The following is a 19,132-nucleotide window of genomic DNA, read 5'->3' as shown; positions in this document are numbered from 1 at the left end:
CCATGGCCCGACCGCGCAAGCCCCTCCTCAGCACCGACCGGATCGTCGAGACGGCACGCGCGCTCGTGGACGCGGAGGGTCTCGCGGCCCTGTCCACGCGCCGGCTGGCGGCGGAGCTCGGCGTCAGCGGCCCGTCCCTCTACAACCACTTCCGGACCAAGGACGAGATCCTGGAGGCGGTCGCCGACTCGGTGAGCGCCCAGGTCGACCTGTCGATGTTCGAGGACGGCCGGGCCTGGCGGACCGCCCTGCACGACTGGGCACTCTCCTACCGCGACGCCCTGCGCGACCACCCCAACATCGTCCCGGTCCTGGCCCAGGGCCCCGGCCGCCGCCCCGCGGGGCTGCGCCTCGCCGACGCGGTCTACGGCGCGATGGTCGACGCGGGCTGGCCGCCGGCGCAGGCCACCTCCATCGGGGCGTTGATGCGGTACTTCATCATGGGCTCCGCGCTCGGTTCGTTCGCCGGGGGCTTCGTCGACGACGCGAGCGCGTACGACCCCGCGGACTACCCCCACCTCGGCCAGGCGCACCTCCTCGCCGAACAGCAGGAGAAGATCGACGAGCGGGCGTTCGAGACCGGGCTCAGGGCTCTGCTGGACGGTCTTGCCCAGCAGTACGAGCAGGTCGGACGCACCGCGTAGGCATATTTCGGTGGGCGCCGAAGTGTCCCTGCCCCATGCTGGGACGCATGACCGAGGACCCACAGGCACTCCGGCTGGCGAGGCTCGCCGCCCTGATCGCCGACGAGACCCGGGCCGCCTGTCTCCTGGCCCTGCTCGACGGCCGGGCCTGGACGGCGGGTGAGCTGGCCCGGCACGCGGGTGTGGCCGCATCGACCCTGAGCGAGCACCTGGGCAAGCTGGTAGCGGGCGGGCTGCTGACCGAGGAGCGGCAGGGCCGCCACCGTTACGTGCGGCTGGCCGACCCGAGGGTGGCCCACCTGGTGGAGGATCTCGCGGCGCAGGTCGCCCCGGACACAGCACAACGCCCGCGGAACCTGCGGGAGTCGAGCGCGGGCTCGGCGATGGCCCGGGGCCGCACGTGTTACGACCACTTGGCGGGGCGACTGGGCATCGCGGTGACGGATGCGCTGACGTCCCGTCAACTCCTGCGTCAGGACACGGGTTTCGCCCTGACGGACGCGGGCCTGGCGTGGTTCGGGGACGTGGGCATCCCGCTCGACCACAACGGCCGCCGCCCCCTGGCCCGGGCCTGCCTCGACTGGACGGAACGCCGCCCGCACCTGGCCGGGGTGGCCGGCGCGGCTCTGTGCAGGCACGCGCTGGACGAGGGCTGGTGTGTCCGCATCGGCTCGGAGCGAGCGGTGAAGGTGACAACGACGGGAGAACGGGCGTTCGCCGAGCTCCTGGGAATCGACGCGGAGACGCTCCGCTGAGGCCTTCAGGGACGGCCCGTCCGAAATCCGCGAGCTTTTGACCCTCTTCCCTTCCTAACCTCAGGAGCATGATGAACCACCGCCGCACCGAACTCCTCGCAGCCGGCGCAGCCACCGTCACCGTCGTCCTCTGGGCCTCCGCCTTCGTCTCGATCCGCAGCGCGGGCGACGCCTACTCCCCCGGGGCCCTCGCCCTCGGCCGCCTCCTCTCGGGCGCCCTGGCCCTGGGGGCGATCTGCCTCGTACGACGGGAAGGACGGCCACCCCGAGCGGCCTGGCGCGGTATCGCGATCTCCGGCGTCCTCTGGTTCGGCTTCTACATGGTCGTCCTGAACTGGGGCGAGCAGCAGGTGGACGCGGGCACCGCGGCCCTGGTGGTGAACATCGGCCCGATCCTGATCGCCCTGCTCGGCGCGCGCCTGCTGGGGGACGCGATGCCACCCCGCCTGCTGGCCGGAATGGCGGTCTCCTTCGCCGGGGCGGTCACGGTGGGCCTGTCGATGTCGGACGACGGCGGCTCCTCGGTACTCGGCGTGGTCCTGTGCCTGCTCGCGGCGGTCGCCTACGCCGGCGGGGTCGTCGCACAGAAGCCGGCACTGGGCTCGGCGACACCGCTGCAGGTGACGACGTTCGGGTGCTTCATCGGTGCCGTCGTCTGCCTTCCGTTCGCCGGCCAGTTGGTGTCGGAGGCGGCCGACGCCCCCGTCTCGGCGACCCTCAACATGGTCTACCTGGGCGTGTTCCCGACCGCCCTGGCCTTCACCACCTGGGCCTACGCCCTGGCCCGTACGACCGCCGCGCGGATGGGGGCGACCACCTACGCGGTCCCCGCCCTGGTCGTCCTGATGTCGTGGCTGGCGCTCGGTGAGGTCCCGGGTCTGTTCACGCTCGCGGGAGGGGCGCTGTGCCTGGCGGGCGTGGCGGTGTCCCGCTCCCGCGCGCGGGCGGCTGCGGCCCCGGTGACGGCACCGGGGCCGCAGCCCGAGAAGGCGTCAGACGCCGCGTGAACGCGCCCTGCCCGCAAGGACCTTGATGCAGAGCAGCGCGATCACCGAGAGCCCGATGATGTACCCGGACACCGCCATCGAGGTGTCCGTGGTCTCCAGCAGCAGCACCATCAGGAAGGGCGCGAGCCCACCGCCGAGCACGGCGGCGATCTGGTAGCCGAGAGAAGCGCCCGTGTACCGCATCTCGGGCGTGAACAGCTCGGCGAACAGGGCGGCTTGGGGCCCGTACATGATGCTCAGGAAGCACCCGGCGACGAAGGTGGCGACCGCCAGCCACAGCAGCGAGCCGGTGTCGATCAGCAGGAACATCGGTACGGCCCACAGGGCGATGCCGGCCGCGCCGAGGGCGTAGATCCGGATCCGGCCGAGGCGGTCGGAGAGCGCGGCGGCGGCCGGGATCAGCACCAGCTGGGTGAGACTGATGCAGAGCGAGACGGTGAGAACGGCACTGCGTTTCATGCCGAGTTCGCGGGTGGTGTAGTCGAGGACACCGGTGATCAGGATGTAGAAGGTCGCGGTGTTCACGGCGAAGGAACCGCCCGCTAGCAGCACCGTGCCGAGGTGGTGGCGGAGGATCATGCGCAGCGGGGAGTTGGGCGCGGTTTGCTCCTGTTCGGCCAACTCCAGCTCCGCCCGGCGGAATTCAGGGGTCTCCTCGACCTTGGCGTGGATGTACCAGGCGAGTGCGAGGACGAACAGGCCGATGAGGAAGGGGATGCGCCAGCCCCAGGCCGCGAACCCGGCGTCGGTGGTGAAGGCGCCGGCCAGCAGGAAGACCGTGTTGGCGGTCACCACGCCGATGGGCACGCCCAGTTGGACGACACTGCCGTAGAGCCCGCGCTTGCCCTCCGGGGCGTACTCGGTGGCCAGCAGCATCGCGCCGCCCCATTGCGCGCCGACCGCGACGCCCTGCACGACGCGCAGCAGGACCAGCAGGATCGGGGCGGCGACACCGATGGTGTCGTAGGTCGGCAGGAGGCCGATGCCGGTGGTGGCGATGCCCATGAGCGTGAGGGTGAGGACCAGCATCGGCTTGCGGCCGCGTTTGTCGCCGATCTGGCCGGCGACGATGCCGCCGATCGGGCGGGCCAGGAAGCCGACGGCGAAGGTGGCGAAGGCGGCGAGGACGCCGGCAGTGGAGCTGCCCGAGGGGAAGTAGAGATCGCCGAGGACGAGGGCGGCGGCGATGCCGAAGACGAAGTAGTCGTACCACTCGACGGCGGAGGCGAGGGCGGCTGCGGTAGCGACGCGACGGCGGTGGGGAGACGCCGGCGCGGCTATGGAAGTGGGGTGAGCGGAAGGGGCCGTGTCCATGCGGTGCACACTCCGGTGGGTGCGTGGGGACGTTGGCGGCGAACATACTGACCGGACGGTATGGGGTCAACGGTTGTGCGGGATGGTTGCCCGGAGCACCCGAGACGGGGCTCCGGGCAGCCGCCGCTCAGAACACCACCAACGCCCTGCCGCCCTTGCCCGCCAGCATGTTGTCGAACGCCGCAGGGATGCCGTCCAGCGCGATCCGCTCCGTCACCAGGGAGCCGAGGTCGAGGCGGCCCGCCCGGACGTGCCCGGCGAGCACCGGGAGGTCCTCGGCGGGGTTGGAGTTGCCGTAGACACAGCCCCCGAGGGTGCGGCCCCAGTGGAAGATCTCCAGGGCGTTGAAGGTGACCTGCTGGTCCTTGCCGCCGATGCCGACGACCGTCGTACGGCCGCCGCGGCGGGTGGAGTCCCAGGCCGTGCGGATGGTCGAGGCGCGGCCCACGCACTCGACGGCGACATCGACGCCCTGCTTCGCGGTCAGGCCCCTGATCTCGCGGGCGGTGTTCTCGGAGGCCACGACGTACTCCGTGGCGCCCGCCGTGCGCGCCAACTCCTCCTTCTCCGGGGAGACATCGACCGCGACGATCGTCGACGCCCCCGCGATCCGGGCGGCCTGGAGCGCGGCCAAACCCACGCCCCCGACGCCGAACACAGCGACCGTCTCGCCCTCCCGGACCCGTGCCGCGTGGTGGACGGCGCCGTAGCCGGTGAGGACCGCGCAGCCCAGCAGGGCCGCGTCGGTGAGCGGGATGCCGTCCGGGAGGGGCAGGAGGCAGGACTCGGAGACGACGGTCTCCTCGGCGAACGCGGCGACGTTCAGGCCGGGGTGGAGGTCGGTGCCGTCGGCGGTGCGGGCGTAGACGTCGGCGGCGCCGTTGAGGGCGTTGGCGCACAGCCACACCTCGCCGAGCGAGCAGGCGTGACAACTGCCGCAGGAGGGGGCCCAGTTGAGGACCACGTCATCGCCGGGCAGCACCCCGGTGACTCCCTGCCCCACGGCGACGACCGTGCCCGCGCCCTCGTGGCCGAGGACGGCCGGGACGGGGACGCGCATGGTGCCGTTGGACAGGGACAGGTCGGAGTGGCAGACCCCGGCGGCGGCGAGGCGGACCCGGACCTGACCGGGGCCGGGGTCCGGGAGGTCGATGTCGGTGACCTCCAGGGGAGCGCCCACGGCGGGAAGGACGGCGGCACGAACCACGGGAAGGCTCCTCAGAACTGGAGGGACTTGGTCTGGAGGTACTCGGCGAGACCGTGCGGGCCGAGTTCGCGGCCCACCCCGGACTGCTTGTAACCACCGAACGGAGCAAGGGGGTTGAAGCGGCCGCCGTTGATGTCGACCTGCCCGGTGTCCATCCGGCGGGCGAAGGCCACGGCCTCCGACTCGTCGCCGGCCCAGACGGCGCCCGCGAGGCCGTAGACCGTGCCGTTGGCGATGCGCAGGGCGTCCTCCTCGTCCTCGTAGCGCAGGACGGACAGGACCGGGCCGAAGATCTCCTCCTGCGCGATCGTCATGTCGGGCGTCACGTCGGCGAAGACGGTCGGGGCGACGAAGTAGCCCTGCTCGCGCGGGGATTCGGGGCCGCCCGCCACCAGCCGGGCTCCTTCGGCCACGCCCTTCTCGATGTAACTCCGCACCCTTGCCTGCTGCTTGGCGTTGACGACGGGTCCGATGCGCTCCCCGTACTTCGCGGCGGCGGTGGCGGCGAGTTCCACGGCCTCGTCGTACTGCTCGCGATGGACGAGCATCCGCGTCCAGGCGCTGCACGTCTGGCCGGAGTTGGACATCACGTTGGCGACACCGACGTTGACCGCCTTGGCGAGGTCGGCGCTCGGCAGGATGACGTTGGCGGACTTGCCGCCGAGCTCCAGGGCGACCTTCTTCAGCGCGGCACCGGCACTCGCGCCGATCTGCCGTCCGACCGCGGTGGAGCCGGTGAAGGAGACCAGGTCGACGCCCGGGTGCTCGACCAGGGCCTGGCCCGCGACCGGACCGAGCCCGGTGACGAGGTTGAAGACACCGGCCGGGACGCCTGCCTCGTGGACGGCCTCGGCGAAGAGCTGGGCGACCAGCGGGGTGTCCTCGGCGGGCTTGAGGACGACCGTGCAGCCCGCGGCGAGGGCCGGCGCGACCTTGGCGACGATCTGGTGGAGCGGGTAGTTCCAGGGCGTGATCGCGGCGACCACGCCGACCGGCTCCAGATGGACCGTGGAGTTGCCCACCTTCTCCTCGAAGGGGTGCGTGGCCGCGAGCTCGGCGTAGGAGGCGGCGACCGCGACGGGCACGGCCGCGTGGACGTTCTGCGACAACTTCAGCGGCGAGCCGAGTTCGGCGGTGACGGTCTCGGCGATCTCGTCCTGGCGCGCGGCGAGGACGTCCCGGAGGGCGGCCAGGCGGGCGGCCCGTGCGGCCGGAGCGGTCGCGGCCCAGGCCGGGAGGGCGGCGTGGGCGGCCCGTACGGCGAGGTCGACGTCCTCGGCGGTGCCGGCCGGGACCCGTGCGATGACCTGCTCGTCGACCGGGTTCACGACCTCGATCACGTCCGGGCCGGTGGCCGGGCGCCACTCGCCCTCGATGTACATGCCGTCGTGCGCCTTCATGGTGCGTCCTCCCGGGCTGGGCCGTGTCGTGTCGTCGTCCGGTCTCATAAACTAGCGACGATAGTTTTCTGGCGCCAGGGCGAGGCCGGACCGTCCGGGGTCATCAGAAGCTGTGGCTCGCGGAAACCTACCTGACCGGATAGAGCACGATCAGCTCGGACGACCGCTCCGTCTCGATCTTCCCACTCACGTCCCACCACTTCCCGCGCCCACTCCGAACGGTCAGACCCTCCGGGAGGCTGGGCGCAACCTCCTCGTCGGCGAAGGCCGTGAACTGCCGGCCCATGACCACCGAGCCCCGCGCTCCGGTGCCGAGGAGCCGGCCTCGGCGAGGGTGGCGCAGGCACGCCCGGGACGGGCGGGCAGCAGGCGTTCATGGACATTCAGCCGCCACGACGACTGGCGCCACGCTGGCGACGGTGGACCCGGCCGGTCCGGGCAGCCTGGGATGACAGTCCTCCCAAGCGACCTACGGCCGTCCCGTCTCGGAGGTGCAGGCGGCGATCAACCAGCGCCGCGGTCGGCAGCTGTCCCGGTGTCAGGTGGCTCGCGGACCGCTCCACACGGTCGCGTCAGCGATGACGTCACTCTTGTCCCCTGCTGATGCAACCACGCGGATTTTCAGGAGTGCCGAGCGGCCCGCATCGGTGGGCGACGCACACCCAGTCACCAGACTTGACCACCAGCCGCTGCCCATCCGGCCCCGGGGAGGGGCCAAGGGACTGCGCGGCTTGCTCGCGGACGCCGCCCCCCATGTTCTTGATGCCGTGCGGAACCGGGGCGATGAAGGTGAGTCGGGAGGTCGCGTCCAGATTGCTCCAACGCAGCTTCTGTTCACCCTGGCATGTCTCGATCCAACCTTCGTTGGAGGCACCTTGGAGGTTGGTGATCGATTCCGACCCCCTCGAAGTCCCGTCAGTCGGAGACCCTTCAGACCCGGTCGAGGAAGGGGACGGCTCAACCGGCTTCTCAGCCCTGGCGCTGATCGACCAGGTCGCCGAAGGGGAGGAAGACGAAGGCGCGGCTTCAGACTTGCCGTCGTCCCTGAGATGGCCAAAGCCCCCCCGTGATGACAGCGGCGATGATTCCTCCGCTAGCGCTGATGGCTGCTGCGATGTACGCAGCTCGCATGGCCGTTGTATTGCTGCCGCCGCTGTTCCCGTCCGACGGGGGGTTGTTCTGGCTCATGGTCGTCCTGCGGTCGTGCGCCCTTGCGCGGCCGATGGGGGTGATCGGGGCGACCTGCACCAACTGTCGCGCGTGGCCCCCTGGTGACAGTTTGACGCATCTGTGGCCAATGTTGGTTCCTGTCCAGCAAAGATCTTCGAAAGCCGAACGCGCCGTCGCCGAACGCTCAACCGATCTAAAAAACTCTGGGCCATCGCGGCTCGGGGGCAAGATTCCACAGGATGGGTGGCCGACTGGACGAACCTATCCATGAAGTAGATGAACGCACGGCTCAACCGATTCGGCGCACCTTCGAAAACGGCTGTTTTCCGGTCCTGGGTGACGTGACAGACGGCCCTATCATTCCCTGCAACCGGATCGAATCCGCGATTGAGCGCGGTCGCCGGGATTTACTGGCCAACGCCGTGACGCGCAGCAGGTAACGGCCATGTAACAACACCTTCGACCCTGGAGCGCTACGCTCCAGGGTCGCGTACCGTCTCGACCGATCTGAGGGGGACTCAGTTCCTGGCGAGCTGCAAGGAAAACCACGTGACGAATCCCGCGCCCACTCCTCCTTCACCTGGCCCGAACAGTGACCCGTGGTGGAAGCAGCACATGGCGGCTGTCATCGGGGGGATTGCCGCCATTATCGCTGCCATCATCGCCGCATGCATCACCATCCTCCCCGGGCTGCTGGACAAGGATGGAAGCAACGAGGCCAAGGCTCCAGCTGCAACCGCCTCGACTTCGAATTCACCTTCACCGACGCCAAAATCTTCCCCTTATCCGTCCGAGTTGCTTTCGGCGTCACCTTCACTCAGAGAAACCGCTGGGGAATCGCCAGGAGAGGGTGGTGAGGATTCATCCGCACCGACGGTCTCCCTCGCTCAAGCAAGGAAATACCTGTCCGAAATGGACGAGGACAGAATTTCAGGCGGCTCCCTCTCTGACGGGAGCGTCAACCTCGCGGGAACCGACTACACCAATAGCATCTACACACGGATTGGAGGGTGCAGAAGGGAAGGAGACATCACCTACAACCTGAAAGGAGCTTGGCGGGAATTCAGCACGACCTTGGGGCTGACATCCGACACGGATTCAGACGCCGTAGTGTACTTCCGGATCTTTGTCGATGGCACTCAGGTCGGCCCACAATACCGTGCCACGAAATTCAAGGCCACGACCCCCAAGCCGGTCGATGTCTCGGACGCTATCGAGCTGAAGCTCAACATGGTCTTCACCCAGGGCGACATGGGGCTGTGCAGTAATGCCGGTTATGCCGCATGGGGAAATGCCGAGTTGAGTAAGTAACCAGGCTATTGCGACAGCCTCCCCCGTTATCTTTTTCGTGGCTCCGCAATGGGGCCTCCGGCCTTCGGGTCCGGCATGACTTCCCCCCTTGTTGTTCATGATCCGGGGGGTGGTGTCACCGGGTCCGGACGCATCGACGGACCGCTGATGAGGGGCTTGAGCACCGGCTTCGCCCGAGCCGGAAGAGCTCTCCGTAACGTGGATGTGGCAGCTCGGTGCCCTGGCAAGGCCGGACGAAAGCGTGATGGAGGGGCCCGCACGTGATCGACACCGGCGACATCGACGTCTTCCTCGGCCTGGATGTCGGCAGGGGCGAACACCACGCCACCGCCGTCACTCAGGTCGGAAAGAAGGCGTTCGACCAGCGGCTTCCCAACGCCGCACCCAAGCTTCGGGAGCTGTTCGCCAAGCTGCAAGCGAAGCACGGAACAGTGCTGGTCGTGGTCGATCAGCCAGCCTCGATCGGGGCTCTTCCTCTGGCGGTCGCCCGGGACATGGGCTGCCCGGTTGCCTGTCTGCCGGGTCTGACGATGCGGCGGATCGCCGACCTCTGTCCAGGTGAGGCGAAGACGGACGCGAGGGAGCGTTCATCATCGCGGACGCGGCCCTCCCGGAGAGGAAACAAGCAGCTCAAACGGGCCTTCTTCCTCTCCGCCTTCGCCGCTCTGGGCGACCCCGCGTCCCGGGCCTACTACGACACGAAAATCGCCCAGGGCAAGCACCACACCCAGCTCTGCTCTGCCTCGCCCGCCGTCGGGCCGACGTTCTGTTCGCGATGCTCCGCGACGGAACTTTCTACGAACCCCAGCCCGCCGCAGCTCGGTGAGGAGTGAGACCGCTCGATCAGTCCTCCGGCCGCAGCCTCTGACGAGCGGCCTCAAGCTGCTGGTCATCATCAGGCGAGAACAGCTCGGGAAGCGCCTTGTCGAGCGTTCCGGCGATCCGATGGATCGGCGCCCAGACCGCCGGATCGTCGACAACACGACTGAGGTCCGTCATCTGTGCTTCTCCAGCCAGTGCGACAGCACCAGTGCCTCGTCACTCGTGAGCTTGATCGTCACCTGGCTATCACCCATGCACACCCCTAAGGCTCGGCCCGCCCTCGACCACACGAACCTATTGGCCTTCGATCTTGACCAAACACATAGGGGCCCCCGGGTCCTCATTCGTCGAGGTCCGGCAGGTGGTCCGGGGACGGGCAGATGCGTTCGCCGTGCTGGTCGAAGACGAACAGGTGGGAGATGTCGACGAGGAGCGGGACCTGCATGCCGCGGCGGAGGTCGATGTCCGGGGTGGTGCGGACAACGAGGTCCCCCGGGAGGCGGGCGTCGGAGAGGGCGGGTTCGGGGGCGGCGTCCGGCGGGTCCTCCAGGACCACCACCGGGCCCGCCCGCAGGGAGCCCGCGCGATCCCGCAGACGCTCCAGGACCGTTCCCTCGCGGCGGCGGCGCCGGGGCGGGCGCGGAGCGGGGCGCGGGGCCTCCAGGTCGGGGACCAGAGCGGGGCGGGAGCCGGTGTTGAAGTGGACGAGGACCTCGTGGCCCTGGAACTCCATGTGCTCCACCAGGCCGGTGATCGGCATCTCCCCGGGGCGGGCGGAGGCCGGCTTGGCGATGCGGATCGCCTCCGAACGCAGGCCCACGATCACCTCACGGCCCTGCTGGACCCGGAGCAACTGGTGGTCCAGGGAAAGGGGTTCGGGCAGCCGCAGGTACTGCTTGCCGAGACTGATGGTCATCGCTCCGTCCAACGGGGCCCGCACCAGCCCGCGCAGGAGGTTGATGCGCGGGGTGCCGATGAAGGCGGCGACGAAGACGTTGCGGGGCAGCGAGTACACCGAGCGCGGGGTGCCGACCTGCTGGAGGACTCCGCCGCGCAGCACGGCGACGCGGTCGCCGAGCGACATCGCCTCCGCCTGGTCGTGGGTGACGTAGACCGTGGTGACGCCCAACTGCCGGGTGAGACCGGCTATTTCGGCGCGCAGATGGTTGCGGAGCTTGGCGTCGAGGTTGGACAGCGGCTCGTCCATGAGGAAGGCGGAGGGATGGCGGGAGATCGCCCGGCCCATCGCCACGCGCTGGCGTTCACCGCCCGAGAGCTGGCCCGGATAGCGGTCCAGGAGGTCCTCGATGCCCAGCATGCGGGCGGTGGCGTCCACACGGGCCCGGGGGTCCTCGTCGGGCGCCTCGATGCGCAGCGGGAAGCCGATGTTCCCCCGGCTGGTCATGTTCGGGTAGAGGGCGAAGTTCTGGAACACCATCGCCATCTTCCGCTCCGCGGGCAGCAGGTCGTTGGCGTATTCGCCGTCGAGCCTGAGCTGGCCTTCGGTGATCTCCTCCAGCCCGGCGATCATCCTGAGCACGGTGGATTTTCCGCAACCGGAGGGGCCGAGCAGGACGAGGAACTCGCCGGGCGCGATGTCCAGCGAGAGCCGGTCCACCACCCGGCTTCCCCGGGTGTAGGTCTTGCTCACGTGGTGCAGAGATATGGCGCGTGTCATGACGGTGCCCCCGGGGGCTGGATCAGGCGCTGGTGCTCCGCGGTCGAGAGGCCCCGTGCGGGTCGTACGGGGCTGTGAGTCACGGAAGTTAACGGAATGCATGCGGCCTGGGGAAGAGACTGGGCGGGATCGGGCGCTCGGGTCCAGCCTGCGAGATAACGGACGGTCGGATTCAGCGCGCCGTCGCATCTTTCGGCGGCGACCGCGGCTCGCGGGTCCGGGTGAGGTGGGCGAAGACGACGACGTTGCTGGTGTAGCCCGTCCGCCACTTGAAGAGCCCACCGCAGGTGATCACGCGCAGTTCCGGGCGCCGGGCGGGGCCGTAGACCTCCTTGTCGGGGAAGCCCGCCTTGTCGAAGACCTTCACCCGGTCCACGGTGTAGACGGCGGTACGGCCGTCCGCGCGTGCCGCCTCGATCACTTTGCCGGGCTTGACCTGGGCGAGCGCGGCGAAGACCGCGGGGCCGGTCCTGGTGTCGCGGTGGCCGACGGCGATCGCGGTGCCCGACTCGCCGGGCGTGGGACCGCCTTGGTACCAGCCCACGAGCTTCGGCTTGTCGACCGGCGGTGTCGACAACTCGCGGCCCTTGGTGAGCCCGAGACCCGTGACCGGCGCGTCGATGCCCAGGGACGGAATGCGGAAGGCCGTCGGCCGGGACCGGGACAGCGGGCGGGGCGGGGGCGTGCGGGTGGGCTCGGGGCGGGCGGAGGGAGGCGTCCCACCGGTCTGCTCCGCGTCCGGCCCGTCGGCTCCCTCCGCGTCCGGCCCGGCGGCCGCCACGGTGTCCGGACCGTCCGGCCAGTCCGGCGCGGTCGACCGGTCGTCACCCGTACACCGGACCCCCACCGTCACCAGGACGACCGTGAGCAGAGCCGTCCTGGTGAGGCGGTAGGCGCGGGTCCGGTACCAGGGCCTGCGTCTGCGCCTACGCGGCGCCATTGGGCCGACGGCGGTTCAGCCGGAAGTACGCGGCACCGCCGACCGCCACCAGGCCGACGGCCCCCGCGGCGGTCACCGGCGCGAACGCGGCCGCGGTGTCGACGAGACCGCCGCCACCCGCGTGCACGCCGCCCTTCGGGCCGCCGGACTCGTTCTGCTCCCAGCCCCCGCCCTCGCGCTGCTGGTCCTCGATCTGGTCGCCCGGCCGGCGCTCCGCGTCGCGCTTGCCGTCGTGGCAGTTGACGCGGAAGACCTTCTCCTTGGGGGCGCCCGCCACGATCCAGGTGATCTTGTACTGGCCGTCCGCCACCCCCAGCGGGTCGGTGTGACCGGCGCCGCCCGCGAGCTGGATGGTGCCGGCGACGGTGGCGGCGGTGGGCAGCGGAGGCTGGGGCGTGATGGTGTAGGCGATGGTGGTCAGGACGTCGAAGTTGACGGCGTCGAGGTAGAACTTGCAGACCCGTGGATCATCCTTCGAGACGCCGAACGGCACGCCCACGTGGTGGATCCTGATGTCGCCGTTCTCACCTGCGGCCGACGCGGTCGGCGCCGCCACCCACGACGCGCCGGCCGCGGCGAGGGCGGTGAGGACGACCGTGGCGCCCGCTCGGACGCGGAAGGTACGTGGGAGTGTCAGGGTGGGCATGCGCGCTCCTCCGATTCAGACGATTTCCATACAAATCGCTCTTTCGGCAGCACTCTCCTTCATGCGCGCGACGGTCGGCCGCATCGGCACCCGGCGCGCCGTCAGATATCGCTCGTGCGGCGCAATCCCGGACGCTTGGGCCGCTTCCCCGCGGCCGGTCCGGTCCTCTCGGGCTGCCCCGGCGACCGCAGCGCCACCCCTGCGGACAGCAGCAGCAATGTCCCGAGCATCACGAAGGGCGCGGCCACGCCCGCCACACCCGCGACCAGGCCCGCGGTGGCCGGTGCGGCGACCTGGCCGAGGCGGTTGCCGGTCAGCCGCAGGGCGAGGGCGGTGGAGCGGGCACCGTCGGGGGCGGCCTGGACGACCGTCGTCATGGACAGCGGCTGTCCCACGCCGAGGCAGAAACCGAGCAGGGCGAGCATGACGGCCAGCGCCCACACCGGGACCGGCAGCGCGAAACCCGCGCACAGCACGGCCGCCAGCAGACACGTCACGGTGAGGAGCACCGCGCGCCCCAGCAGCCGTAGCAGCGGGGTCAGTACCAGACGGCAGGCGATCGTGGCCGCCGCGCGCAGGCTCAGCAGCAGACCGATCACCGAGGGGGCGATGCCCCGGTGCTCGCCGACCACCGGAAGGTACGCGGTGAGGATGTCCGTGGCGGACAGCACGGACAGACTCATGAAGATGCCCCCGGGCACGCCCCGGGTCCGCAGGATGCGCCCGACGGGGATCCGATCGCCCTGCCCGGTACGGGACTTGGCCGCCGCTTCGCGGTGCTCGATGCGCCACAGCGAAGTGAACGCCACCGCCGCTCCCGCGCCCGAGACGAGCAGGGCCAGCGCGCTCGTGCCCGCCCTGTCGGAGCCGCCGATCAGCGCGCCCGCCGCGACCGGGCCGATCAGCTGGCCCAGGGAGGCGCCGATGGTGAAGTGGCCGAAGTTGCGGTCCTGTTCGTGCGGGGCGGACTGGCGGGCGACGAACGACTGGGCGCCGATGACGAAGCAGAGGTGTCCGAGGCCCATCACCCCGCTCCAGACCGCCATGGTCCACAGGGAGTCGGCGAGGCCGCTGAGCGCGCAGCCACCGGAGATCAGGACCACACCGACGGGCAGCAGCGGCGCACACCGCCCGTGATCCGTACGGCGGCCCAGCGGGACCGCCGCGAACAGCGGGAGCAGTGCGTACACACCGGCGATGACACCGATCGCCCGCTCGTCCGCGCCCAGCGCGAGGGCCCGGTAGGAGACGGCGGGCCGGGCCATGGACACCGCCCCCTGCGCGAAGCTGAAGGCGATGACGAGGCGGAGCAGCCAGCCGCGGTTCCCACCGGGCGCCATGGTTCAAGTCCTCCGTGGAACTGAAGAGTCGGAGCGGATGCCGTGGATCAGATGATCCCGAAGAGGAGGCCCGCCCCGAGGATCAACAGGCAGGTGAGCGCGGCCCACTTGACCACGAACCTGGTGTGGTCGCCGAACTCCACCTTGGCCATGCCGACCAGGACGTACACGGCCGGGACGAGCGGGCTCGACATGTGCAGCGGCTGGCCGACCAGGGAGGCGCGGGCCATCTCCAGCGGGGTGACGCCGTGCGCCGCGCCGGCCTCGGCCAGGACCGGGAGGACACCGAAGTAGAAGCCGTCGTTGGACATGAAGTAGGTGAGCGGGAGGCTCAGGACGCCGGTGACGAGCGCCATGTGCGGGCCCATGCCCTCGGGGATGACGTCCACCATCCAGCGGGCCATGTGGTCGACCATGCCGGTGCCCTGGAGGACGCCGGTGAAGACGGCGGCGGCGAAGACCATGCCGGAGACATTGAGGACGTTGTCGGCGTGGGCGGCGAGGCGGGCCTTCTGGTCGGGGATGTGCGGGAAGTTCACGGTGAGCACGAGTGCGGCGCCGATCAGGAACAGCACCGGGATCGGCAGCCACTCCATGATCATGGAGGTGAGCAGGGTGAGCGTGAGCAGCGCGTTGAACCAGTAGAGCTTGGGGCGCAGGGTGGCGCGGTTCGGGTCGAGGACCTGGAAGCGCGCCGCGTCGCCGGCCTCGTCCTCGGCGTCGGTGCCGGAACCGGAGCCGCCGGTGGCCACGGGCGTCTTCGAGCCGGAGCCGGAGCCCGAGCCGCCGGCGCCCACGAGCACCGTCTCGGTCTCCTCGACCTTCGTCTCGACCTTCTCGTCCACCAGGATCTCGTCCAGGGTGAGCACGCCCAGCCGCTTGCGCTCGCGCTTGCCGAGCACGTACGAGAGGACGAAGACGCCCAGCAGGCCGACGGCCAGGGCCGGGATCATCGGGACGAAGATGTCGCTGGCGTCGAGCTTCAGCGCGGTGGCGGCGCGGGCCGTCGGGCCGCCCCAGGGCAGCGTGTTCATCACGCCGTTGGCCATGGCGGCGACACCGGTCATCACGACCAGGCTCATCTTCAGGCGCTTGTACAGCGGGTACATCGCCGAGACGGTGATCATGAAGGTGGTCGAGCCGTCGCCATCGAGGGAGACGATCGCGGCGAGGACCGCCGTGCCGACGACGATCCGCATCGGGTCGGCCTTCGCGAACTTCAGGATGCCGCGGACGACCGGGTCGAAGAGGCCGACGTCGATCATCACGCCGAAGTAGACGATCGCGAACATGAGCATCGCCGCGGTGGGGGCGAGGCTGGTGACGCCGTCGATGACGTAGTCACCGAGCTTGGCGCCCTTCCCGACGAAGACGCAGAACAGTGCCGGGATCAGCACGAGCGCCGCGATCGGCGACATCTTCTTCAGCATGATCAGGACCAGGAAGGTCGCGATCATGGCGAAGCCGAGGATGGTCAGCATGAGTGGATACCTAACGTTCGCCCTTGAACTCCCACCGGAGTCGGCAGTGCGATGACGTTAGGACTCGTCAAGCGGCGTTAACAAGACGTTGACATGCGAGCAATAAGCGCAAAACTGCTGGTCACAGCTTTGCGCTGCTCACAGGGTCGTTACGGCGGCCAGTTTTACCGGTATGCCGTTGAGGACCGCGTTGCCGGAGAGCGGGTCGAGCAGGCTGCCGTCGAGGAGCTGGTTGACGTTGACGCCGGGGTCCTTGGCGGCGTGGCCGAGCCGGGTGCCGGGCCGGTCGTGGCCCCAGCCGTGCGGCAGGCTGACCACGCCGGGGCGCACCCCGTCGGTGACCTCGGCCTCGGTGACCACCTCTCCCCCGGCGCCCTTGATCCGTACCGCCGAGCCGTCCTCGATGCCGAGCCGGCCGGCGTCCTCGGGGTGGATGTGCAGGGTGCAGCGGTTGGTGCCGCCGGTGAGGGCGGGGACGTTGTGCATCCAGCTGTTGTTGGAGCGCAGGTGCCTGCGGCCTATGAGGACGAGCCCGTCGGCCTTGTGCCGCAGGGCCTCGCGCAGCCTGGGGAGGTCGTCGGCGATCGGCTGCGGCAGCAACTCGACCTTGCCGCTGCGGGTCTTCAGCGGCTGCGGCAGCCGGGACCTCAGCGGTCCGAGGTCGATCCCGTGCGGATGCGCGAGCAGCTTGGTGAGGCTCAGGCCGTCGGGCCGTACGCCGAAACCGTCGCCGTAGGGGCCGAGGCGCAGCATCATGTCCAGCCGCCGCTCGGGGCCGGTGTCGCCGGCGAGTTCGGCGGTGAGTTCGCCCGGCTCGCGGCCGTGCACGGGCGAGTGGGGGTCCTTGACGGCCTTGCCGAGGGTCTGGCCGATGACCAGGTCGTCGACGGCGGAGGGGTCGGCGCCGTGCATGCCGGTCGCGGCGAGGATCAGCCGGGCGAGGATCTCCGTCTCCGCCATCCGGCCGGGCTCCAGCGGAACGGCGGGGCGGGTGTAGCGGACCTGGTTGCGCACGGCGAGGGTGTTGAAGGCGAAGTCGTGGTGCGGGCTCTGGGAGGGCGGGGGCGGGGGCAGCACGACGTCGGCGTGGCGCGAGGTCTCGTTCAGGTACGGGTCCACGCTGACCATGAAGTCGAGCGAGCCGAGGGCCTTGTCGAGCCGGTCGCCGTCGGGGGCGGACAGCACGGGATTGGCGGCGACGACGACGAGGGCCCGGATCGGCTCGCCCTCCTGGGTCGCGGTGTCGATCTCCTCGGCGAGCGCGGAGAGCGGCAACTCGCCCTTCGCCTCGGGGTGTTGACTCACCCGGGAGTGCCAGCGCCCGAGCGCGAATCCGTGACTGGGTCCGGCGGGCCGGGGTGTCCGGTCGGTGGCGGCCTGCGGGAAGAGCGCGCCGCCGGGCCGGTCGAGGTTGCCGGTGAGGATGTCGAGCACGTCGACGAGCCAGCTGGCCAGGGTGCCGTGCGGGACGGTGCAGCTGCCGATGCGGCCGTATACGGCGGCGGTGGGGGCGGCGGCGAGTTCGCGGGCGAGGGTGCGGATGACGACGGCGTCAACGTCACAGGGCCCGGCGACGGCCTCCGGCGTGAAATCGCCGAGAGCCGACCGGAGTTCATCGATCCCCTGGAGATGAGGCGTCAACTCCCCCGTGTCCACGAGGCCTTCCTCGAAGAGCGTGTACGCCATCGCCGCGAGCAGCAGGGCGTCCGTACCGGGCCGGACGGCGATGTGCCGGTCGGCGAGCCTGGCGGTGCGGGTGCGGCGGGGGTCGATGACGGTGAGGGTGCCGCCGCGGGCCTTGAGCGCCTTGAGCTTGCCGGGGAAGTCGGGGGCGGTGCACAGACTCCCGTTGGATTCCAGGGGGTTGGCGCCGATGAGGAGCAGGTGGTCGGTGTGGTCGAGGTCGGGCACGGGGATGGCGTTGGCGTCGCCGTACAGCAGCCCGCTGGAGACGTGCTTGGGCATCTGGTCGACCGTGGAGGCGGTGAAGACGCTGCGGGTGCCTAGGCCGGAGAGCAGCACCGGCGGGTAGAGGGCGCCGGCCATGGTGTGGACGTTGGGGTTGCCGAGGACGACCCCGACGGAGTTCGCCCCGTGCCCGTCGACGACTGCCCGGACGCCGGCGGCGACCGCGTCGAAGGCCTCTTCCCAGGTGGCCTCGCGCAGCTCCCCGTCCCGTCGTACGAGGGGGGTGCGCAGCCGGTCGGGGTCCGCGTCGACGGCGCCGAAGGCGGCTCCCTTGGGGCAGATGAACCCCTTGCTGAACACATCGTCTCGGTCCCCGCGGGCGCCGGTGACCCGGGTCCCCTCGATGGTGAGCGTCAGACCACAGGTGGCCTCGCACAGGGGGCAGATACGCAGAGCGGTGCGGGACACGGGTCCTCCCGGGGCAGCGGTGCCTGTCCCGATGAGCATACCGACCGGTAGGGATGGAGGGGAGGGGGTGCGGAGGGTCAGTCCAGGACCCGCGCCAGGTAGGCCCGCAGCAATTCCCGAGCCTCCTGGATGATCCTTTCGTCTCCCTCGGGTGCCATCCGGAAGGCCAGGTGGACCAGAGTGTCGGCGGTTTCCACGGCGATGAGGAAGCTGCGGCGCAGATCGTCGTCGGGTTCGCGGGAGAGGTAGCCGGAGAGGAGGTCGGCGAGACGGTCGGCGACGCGGTGGTTGGGTTCGGCGTGGCGGGCGCCGACGGGGATCTGGTTGCCGAAGTCGACGAGGGAGAAGCCGGGGGCGGTGCGCTTCATGGCGAGGTACTCGTCGAGGACGACGTCCATCGCCTTGCGCCAGCCGCCTTCCTCGCCCGACTCCTTGAGGCGTTCGGTGACGCCGGCCGTGAAACGCTCGAGGTTGCGCTGGGCGAGGGCGTCGGCCATCTGCCGCTTGTTGCCGAAGAAGCGGTACACCGAGCCGATGGGCACGCCGGCGCGCAGGGCGACGGCGCGGGTACTGAGGGCGTCGTAGCCGACCTCGTCGAGGAGGTCGGCGCAGGCGTCGAGGATTCTGGTCAGCCGTTCGGCACTGCGCCGCTGCACGGGGGCGCGGCGAAGCGAGGTCGCTTGGGGCACGGGCTTCATGATGCCTTTCCGCCGCGGTCCGGTGAACCCTGCCCCCTGGTACGGCTCCGGGGGCCTGCGACACTCATCGCCCACCGCCGGGGCGTGCGCCGACGCCGGTGCTCGTCGTGAGCGACGGTTCCGCTGCCGCGGTACGGGCGCCGACCTGCGAGCCGGGGAGGCTTGCGCCCGCGAGGGGCTGCACGTCCGCGGCCACGCCGGTGCTGGGGCTCGTCGTGAGCGACGGTTCCGCTGCCGCGCTACGGATGCCGACCTGCGAGCCGGGGAGGCTTGCGCCCGCGAGGGGCTGCACGTCCGCGGCCACGCCGGTGCTGGGGCTCGTCGTGAGCGACGGTTCCGCTGC

17 protein-coding genes and 2 pseudogenes are annotated in these 19,132 nt (G+C 70.3%); 6 read left to right on the top strand and 13 right to left on the bottom strand.

All coding sequences use genetic code 11. The annotated features are described in order from the left end of the window. Window positions 1–2: 2 nt before the first annotated feature. The 3 genes from ACZ39I_RS27105 (at window position 3) to ACZ39I_RS27095 (ending at window position 2,406) form a co-directional block, all read left to right on the top strand. Window positions 3–644 carry a TetR/AcrR family transcriptional regulator gene (locus tag ACZ39I_RS27105; RefSeq protein WP_467247150.1) on the top strand — a complete coding sequence of 214 codons (642 nt, stop codon included), beginning with the start codon at window positions 3–5 and terminating at the stop codon, window positions 642–644. A 35-nt stretch (window positions 645–679) separates the two neighbouring features. Next, complete coding sequence (locus ACZ39I_RS27100) at window positions 680–1,399, top strand: ArsR/SmtB family transcription factor (RefSeq protein ID WP_467247148.1); 720 nt, start codon at window positions 680–682, stop codon at window positions 1,397–1,399. A 71-nt stretch (window positions 1,400–1,470) separates the two neighbouring features. Then, a complete protein-coding gene (locus tag ACZ39I_RS27095; RefSeq protein ID WP_467247593.1) occupies window positions 1,471–2,406 on the top strand; it encodes a DMT family transporter in 936 nt (311 codons plus the stop codon). Here the strand turns inward: ACZ39I_RS27095 and ACZ39I_RS27090 are convergent. From ACZ39I_RS27090 to ACZ39I_RS27075, 4 genes are all read right to left on the bottom strand, one after another. Then, on the bottom strand, window positions 2,392–3,720 hold the full coding sequence (locus tag ACZ39I_RS27090; protein WP_467247147.1) for an MFS transporter: 1,329 nt from the start codon (window positions 3,718–3,720) through the stop codon (window positions 2,392–2,394). The two genes, ACZ39I_RS27095 and ACZ39I_RS27090, sit on opposite strands and share 15 nt — an antisense overlap. A gap of 127 nt (window positions 3,721–3,847) precedes the next feature. Beyond that, window positions 3,848–4,927, bottom strand: coding sequence for a Zn-dependent alcohol dehydrogenase (locus ACZ39I_RS27085; RefSeq protein ID WP_467247146.1), 1,080 nt, complete (start codon window positions 4,925–4,927; stop codon window positions 3,848–3,850). An 11-nt stretch (window positions 4,928–4,938) separates the two neighbouring features. Next, a complete protein-coding gene (locus ACZ39I_RS27080; RefSeq protein ID WP_467247145.1) occupies window positions 4,939–6,327 on the bottom strand; it encodes an aldehyde dehydrogenase family protein in 1,389 nt (462 codons plus the stop codon). A gap of 127 nt (window positions 6,328–6,454) precedes the next feature. Further along, window positions 6,455–6,613 carry a DUF3574 domain-containing protein gene (locus tag ACZ39I_RS27075; RefSeq protein ID WP_467247144.1) on the bottom strand — a complete coding sequence of 53 codons (159 nt, stop codon included), beginning with the start codon at window positions 6,611–6,613 and terminating at the stop codon, window positions 6,455–6,457. A 1,499-nt stretch (window positions 6,614–8,112) separates the two neighbouring features. Between ACZ39I_RS27075 and ACZ39I_RS27070 the strand changes: the two genes are divergently transcribed. From ACZ39I_RS27070 to ACZ39I_RS27060, 3 genes and pseudogenes are all read left to right on the top strand, one after another. Beyond that, window positions 8,113–8,808 carry an NPCBM/NEW2 domain-containing protein gene (locus ACZ39I_RS27070; RefSeq protein WP_467247142.1) on the top strand — a complete coding sequence of 232 codons (696 nt, stop codon included), beginning with the start codon at window positions 8,113–8,115 and terminating at the stop codon, window positions 8,806–8,808. Window positions 8,809–9,068: 260 nt separating this feature from the next. Beyond that, a pseudogene (locus ACZ39I_RS27065) lies at window positions 9,069–9,329 on the top strand (IS110 family transposase); the annotation flags it as partial. Between the two features lie 57 nt (window positions 9,330–9,386). After that, window positions 9,387–9,634: pseudogene (locus ACZ39I_RS27060) on the top strand (IS110 family transposase); the annotation flags it as partial. 17 nt (window positions 9,635–9,651) lie between these two features. Here the strand turns inward: ACZ39I_RS27060 and ACZ39I_RS27055 are convergent. The 9 genes from ACZ39I_RS27055 to ACZ39I_RS27015 all read right to left on the bottom strand — a co-directional run. Continuing rightward, complete coding sequence (locus tag ACZ39I_RS27055; protein WP_467247140.1) at window positions 9,652–9,807, bottom strand: hypothetical protein; 156 nt, start codon at window positions 9,805–9,807, stop codon at window positions 9,652–9,654. Window positions 9,808–9,970: 163 nt separating this feature from the next. Then, window positions 9,971–11,308, bottom strand: coding sequence for an ABC transporter ATP-binding protein (locus tag ACZ39I_RS27050; RefSeq protein ID WP_467247138.1), 1,338 nt, complete (start codon window positions 11,306–11,308; stop codon window positions 9,971–9,973). Window positions 11,309–11,480: 172 nt separating this feature from the next. Continuing rightward, window positions 11,481–12,248, bottom strand: a complete 768-nt coding sequence (locus tag ACZ39I_RS27045; RefSeq protein ID WP_467247136.1) for a class F sortase — start codon at window positions 12,246–12,248, stop codon at window positions 11,481–11,483. Continuing rightward, window positions 12,235–12,894 carry a hypothetical protein gene (locus ACZ39I_RS27040; protein ID WP_467247134.1) on the bottom strand — a complete coding sequence of 220 codons (660 nt, stop codon included), beginning with the start codon at window positions 12,892–12,894 and terminating at the stop codon, window positions 12,235–12,237. Before ACZ39I_RS27040 ends, ACZ39I_RS27045 begins: the two co-directional genes overlap by 14 nt. A 101-nt stretch (window positions 12,895–12,995) precedes the next feature. Then, on the bottom strand, window positions 12,996–14,234 hold the full coding sequence (locus ACZ39I_RS27035) for an MFS transporter (protein ID WP_467247132.1): 1,239 nt from the start codon (window positions 14,232–14,234) through the stop codon (window positions 12,996–12,998). Between the two features lie 47 nt (window positions 14,235–14,281). Continuing rightward, on the bottom strand, window positions 14,282–15,715 hold the full coding sequence (locus ACZ39I_RS27030) for a CitMHS family transporter (protein WP_467247130.1): 1,434 nt from the start codon (window positions 15,713–15,715) through the stop codon (window positions 14,282–14,284). A gap of 138 nt (window positions 15,716–15,853) precedes the next feature. Then, window positions 15,854–18,091, bottom strand: coding sequence for a molybdopterin oxidoreductase family protein (locus tag ACZ39I_RS27025; protein WP_467247128.1), 2,238 nt, complete (start codon window positions 18,089–18,091; stop codon window positions 15,854–15,856). Window positions 18,092–18,168: 77 nt separating this feature from the next. Further along, window positions 18,169–18,789, bottom strand: coding sequence for a TetR/AcrR family transcriptional regulator (locus tag ACZ39I_RS27020; RefSeq protein WP_467247126.1), 621 nt, complete (start codon window positions 18,787–18,789; stop codon window positions 18,169–18,171). Window positions 18,790–18,853: 64 nt separating this feature from the next. Beyond that, on the bottom strand, window positions 18,854–19,132 hold a 279-nt coding region (locus ACZ39I_RS27015; RefSeq protein WP_467247124.1), incomplete at its 5' end, for a hypothetical protein.

The organism is Streptomyces sp. NPDC024687, assembly GCF_055559055.1.
This window is presented reverse-complemented; position numbering and strand designations above follow the sequence as displayed.

Excerpts from the sequence above, each read along its gene's own strand:
- ACZ39I_RS27035 (WP_467247132.1), bottom strand. The coding sequence starts at position 14,234 with ATGGCGCCCGGTGGGAACCGCGGCTGGCTGCTCCGCCTCGTCATCGCC.
- ACZ39I_RS27070 (WP_467247142.1), top strand. The coding sequence starts at position 8,113 with ATGGCGGCTGTCATCGGGGGGATTGCCGCCATTATCGCTGCCATCATC.
- ACZ39I_RS27030 (WP_467247130.1), bottom strand. The coding sequence starts at position 15,715 with ATGCTGACCATCCTCGGCTTCGCCATGATCGCGACCTTCCTGGTCCTG.
- ACZ39I_RS27055 (WP_467247140.1), bottom strand. The coding sequence starts at position 9,807 with ATGACGGACCTCAGTCGTGTTGTCGACGATCCGGCGGTCTGGGCGCCG.
- ACZ39I_RS27080 (WP_467247145.1), bottom strand. The coding sequence starts at position 6,327 with ATGAAGGCGCACGACGGCATGTACATCGAGGGCGAGTGGCGCCCGGCC.
- ACZ39I_RS27095 (WP_467247593.1), top strand. The coding sequence starts at position 1,471 with ATGAACCACCGCCGCACCGAACTCCTCGCAGCCGGCGCAGCCACCGTC.
- ACZ39I_RS27090 (WP_467247147.1), bottom strand. The coding sequence starts at position 3,720 with ATGGACACGGCCCCTTCCGCTCACCCCACTTCCATAGCCGCGCCGGCG.
- ACZ39I_RS27100 (WP_467247148.1), top strand. The coding sequence starts at position 680 with ATGCTGGGACGCATGACCGAGGACCCACAGGCACTCCGGCTGGCGAGG.
- ACZ39I_RS27020 (WP_467247126.1), bottom strand. The coding sequence starts at position 18,789 with ATGAAGCCCGTGCCCCAAGCGACCTCGCTTCGCCGCGCCCCCGTGCAG.
- ACZ39I_RS27105 (WP_467247150.1), top strand. The coding sequence starts at position 3 with ATGGCCCGACCGCGCAAGCCCCTCCTCAGCACCGACCGGATCGTCGAG.
- ACZ39I_RS27050 (WP_467247138.1), bottom strand. The coding sequence starts at position 11,308 with ATGACACGCGCCATATCTCTGCACCACGTGAGCAAGACCTACACCCGG.
- ACZ39I_RS27040 (WP_467247134.1), bottom strand. The coding sequence starts at position 12,894 with ATGCCCACCCTGACACTCCCACGTACCTTCCGCGTCCGAGCGGGCGCC.
- ACZ39I_RS27045 (WP_467247136.1), bottom strand. The coding sequence starts at position 12,248 with ATGGCGCCGCGTAGGCGCAGACGCAGGCCCTGGTACCGGACCCGCGCC.
- ACZ39I_RS27075 (WP_467247144.1), bottom strand. The coding sequence starts at position 6,613 with ATGGGCCGGCAGTTCACGGCCTTCGCCGACGAGGAGGTTGCGCCCAGC.